Below are 3,248 nucleotides of genomic sequence, written 5' to 3' on the forward strand. Positions count from 1 at the left end.
TTCATTTGCATTTATTGTGGTTTTGAGACCCCCTTTATTTGCAGAGAATGTGGTTTCAAAAATGCCTTGTTTGCAGTTTTATCGCTGGATGTTTGCAGTTCGCTACAGCTAAAGATTTAAACAAATTTTTCCTCTCTGTGTGCGGCCAGATGCCAACACCAACTTTAGTGGGGCAATTTTTGCAGATGCACAGGTACTCGGCTGTAACTTTGGTTTTGCGGTACAAGGCGGAGTTGGTTGACTGTGGGTTGAAGGAAGCAACTGTTAACCGCCGGTTGGCGGCAATTAAGGCGTTGGTTAACTACGCCTATAAGGTGGGTATGTGTGACTGGACGTTAGCTGATATTAAGAGCGAGAAAATTCAACCTTACCGAGATACGACGGGAATTACTCCCGAAGCATTTAGAAAAATGCTGTTAGTGCCAAACCAGGAAACAATGAAAGGAAAACGGGATTATGCACTGCTGCGGCTGTTGTGGGCTAATGCTCTGCGACGGGAGGAAATTTCTCACTGTAATATTGAAGATTTGGATTTAGAAGTACGGACTTTGAGTATCTTGGGCAAGGGAAAGGGTACTCAGAAGGAAAATATTGACTTGCATCCCAAGACTTGCAAGGCTCTCCAGGATTGGTTGTGGGAGAGGAAGGAATTAGATATCAAGCAACCGTTGTTTATTTCCCTGCGACCTCACTACGGACATCGGCTGACGGGGGACGGAATTCGCAAGATTGTTGTCAAGATTGCTAGTGTGGCGGGGATTTCTAAAGTTGTCAGCCCCCATAAAATTAGACACTCATCAGTGACAGCGGCGTTGGATGCTAGTAGTGGGGATGTCAGGAGTGTGCAGAAGTTGAGCCGCCATGCCAATCTGAATACTTTAATGATTTATGATGACAACCGCACTAAAGCCCAGGGGAAAATTACAGCTTTATTGGAGGATTTGGTTTGAATCTTTCGCTCATATTTTGGTTTTTTTGTAACCGTTCAGGGGGGGTAAAACATTCGCCCAAATGCTAAAGTTCTTACTTGGTAATGGTTTAGCGAGATTTATGGTATCGACTAATAGCACCTGAAATGTCTAAAAAACAATTGACAGACGACTATAGCACTGCACTTTTGACTATTCACAATTAACCGGAAAAAATCAAATCTAGATTGGTTTTCGTATTGATTCTGTGTAATTTCCTGTTTTCCTGTTGAACATTTTTCTGATCCCCCCGTGAACGGTTACAAATTGATAAGAATAAAAATGTGCGATCGCAGAATGCTTACCTTAGTCAATGTCCCTGATTCTGGGTTCCCTCAAAAATTATGTCATTAGTTCTGATACTGCATTGCTCTTTTACGAATTACGGGGTGCGGTTTTGTAACTTCTCTGAAGTATGGGAGCGATAATTGCGGTGGGCGATCGCCAGAAGCATCGCCAATTATGTTACATTTAAGTTACCCAGTCTTTACACAATAACTCTGCTTGTTGTAGAACTGTAGAGGTTGCCTTTTCCTGTTTGTCTGGGGGATAGCCATACTTCTTGAGTAATCGTTTAATTGTCACTCGTAATTTAGCCCGCACATTTTCCTTCACTGTCCAATCAATGGTTAAATTAGCACGAATCGCTTTCACCAAATCACGAGCGATCGCTTTGAGGGTGTCATCTCCCAAAATCATCACTGCACTATCATTTACTTCCAGGGTTTCAAATCACAGATTTCTCGCCAACTTTAATGGTGGGTTTACTTATGCTGTGTTGTACTAGCTATCGGTTCGCTCGTTGACCACTTACCAAGTTATCTTTTGACATCAGTAAAATATCCACTTGGATGATTTTGCTGAGTGTAATTCCATGCCAGGATAAATATGAGAATCTTATGCTTGCTAGATCAGCTATCTAATAGATTACTGGCAATGGATTTAACCACAAGAATTATAGAAAATTCAGGACTGAGTATACCTATCTTTGATGGTGCTTACAACAACGGCAAGGGCAGATATCTATCTGAACCAGAAATCATCAAAAATTCGTTATTAGCACAAATATTCGAGCCATCAGAATTGCCATCTCTCCTCCTGGTGAAAATTGATAGTAAAAATCCAGATGCCAACCATTTAAGACAAAGAACATTTACAGATGGTATAAAACGCAAATTAGCCTTTAGTTCAGGCGATAATTATTACTTCGCTGATGATACATTGCGGAAAAAAATTAGACAGTTATTTACCACAGAACCAGATACCGCTTCTCACATCTTGCACCTGGAAATATGAATGTCAAAACCACAACTACGTGCCAGGGGAGCAAGTCGCTGGATATCAAGTAAAAGAAGAGACACGACAATTTGAGGAAACAAAAATTCAAGGGCTGTTTGTGCAGCCTCACCCCAATCTGGAATGGGGTCATGCGCGGTAAATAAAAAAGTCCAATGGGCAATCAGGAAAGCAGTCAGAGAAAGGATGAGCCAACGATACATACCCAGCAAAGTCCCTTGACCAAAGCGATGTAACCCAAAACGTTCGCGAAGCGTGACCCAAAGGGTCATTGCTTGGCGGTTTTAAACCATCCCTCTATTTGCCATCTACGTTTACCCCACCACTGAATAGTGCTGGCTTTGAGGGGTCGAGTAGATAAGACAAAACGTTTTTCCAATCTACCGTTGTCACGTTTGAGGTAATACCAGGAGACAGTAACAGGGAAGTTCAAACCTACTAAACGTACCTGTTGTCCTTGTTTGTGCAGATGTCTTAAAACTCTACCATCAACTAATTTACGAGTAATTGCTAAACCTGTAATCGCGTGATGTTTAAGTTTGCGGATGATGATATATTTCACGCCTTTTCTCTCATGTTTTTAGTCCCAAATGCAAACAGAGGCATTGACTTTATATTCTTCGATTGCTTGCACCACATCAACATCACTCTGGGATTTTTTGTGTGATATTACTAATATTTACGTTATATTTATGACTACGCACTTCTGGATACTTAGTATTGATACACTGTGATTTTTTTGTAATTTGCATCTCCTATTTCTGGGTTTATTCGGTAGGTGCAAGATGTGAGCTATGTAGTTATTGAGGGTAAATTACTTAGCACCAACCAAATACGACAATACCTCAAGCAGAAGCTACCAGAATACATGGTGCCTAGTGCCTTTATCACCTTGGACAATTTACCATTAACACCTAACGGCAAAGTAGACCGCAAAGTCCTACCAACACCAGATGGGGAAATTAGTCGAGAATACGGATACGT

5 protein-coding genes and 1 pseudogene are annotated in these 3,248 nt (G+C 41.3%); 3 read left to right on the forward strand and 3 right to left on the reverse strand.

Annotated elements, in window-relative coordinates:
• Positions 1–149: 149 nt before the first annotated feature.
• Positions 150–950, forward strand: a complete 801-nt coding sequence (locus tag H6G68_RS26705; protein ID WP_242045420.1) for a tyrosine-type recombinase/integrase — start codon at positions 150–152, stop codon at positions 948–950.
• Between the two features lie 489 nt (positions 951–1,439).
• On the opposite strand, the gene H6G68_RS26710 is transcribed toward H6G68_RS26705, so the two are convergent.
• Entirely contained in the window at positions 1,440–1,691 is a 252-nt protein-coding gene (locus tag H6G68_RS26710; RefSeq protein WP_277925567.1) for a type I restriction enzyme endonuclease domain-containing protein, read from the reverse strand.
• A 165-nt stretch (positions 1,692–1,856) separates the two neighbouring features.
• Between H6G68_RS26710 and H6G68_RS26715 the strand changes: the two genes are divergently transcribed.
• Complete coding sequence (locus H6G68_RS26715) at positions 1,857–2,264, forward strand: hypothetical protein (RefSeq protein WP_242045422.1); 408 nt, start codon at positions 1,857–1,859, stop codon at positions 2,262–2,264.
• Here H6G68_RS26715 and H6G68_RS27965 read toward each other — a convergent pair.
• Positions 2,240–2,536, reverse strand: coding sequence for a hypothetical protein (locus H6G68_RS27965; RefSeq protein WP_190909337.1), 297 nt, complete (start codon positions 2,534–2,536; stop codon positions 2,240–2,242). The genes H6G68_RS26715 and H6G68_RS27965 overlap by 25 nt on opposite strands.
• Entirely contained in the window at positions 2,533–2,826 is a 294-nt protein-coding gene (locus H6G68_RS27970; RefSeq protein WP_190909338.1) for a hypothetical protein, read from the reverse strand. The genes H6G68_RS27965 and H6G68_RS27970 overlap by 4 nt, the downstream gene beginning before the upstream one ends.
• 225 nt (positions 2,827–3,051) lie before the next feature.
• On the opposite strand from H6G68_RS27970, the pseudogene H6G68_RS26730 reads away from it, so the two are divergent.
• A pseudogene (locus H6G68_RS26730) lies at positions 3,052–3,248 on the forward strand (AMP-binding enzyme); the annotation flags it as partial.

Source organism: Anabaena catenula FACHB-362 (assembly GCF_014698735.1).
In the GTDB taxonomy this organism is placed as follows: domain Bacteria; phylum Cyanobacteriota; class Cyanobacteriia; order Cyanobacteriales; family Nostocaceae; genus Anabaena; species Anabaena variabilis_A.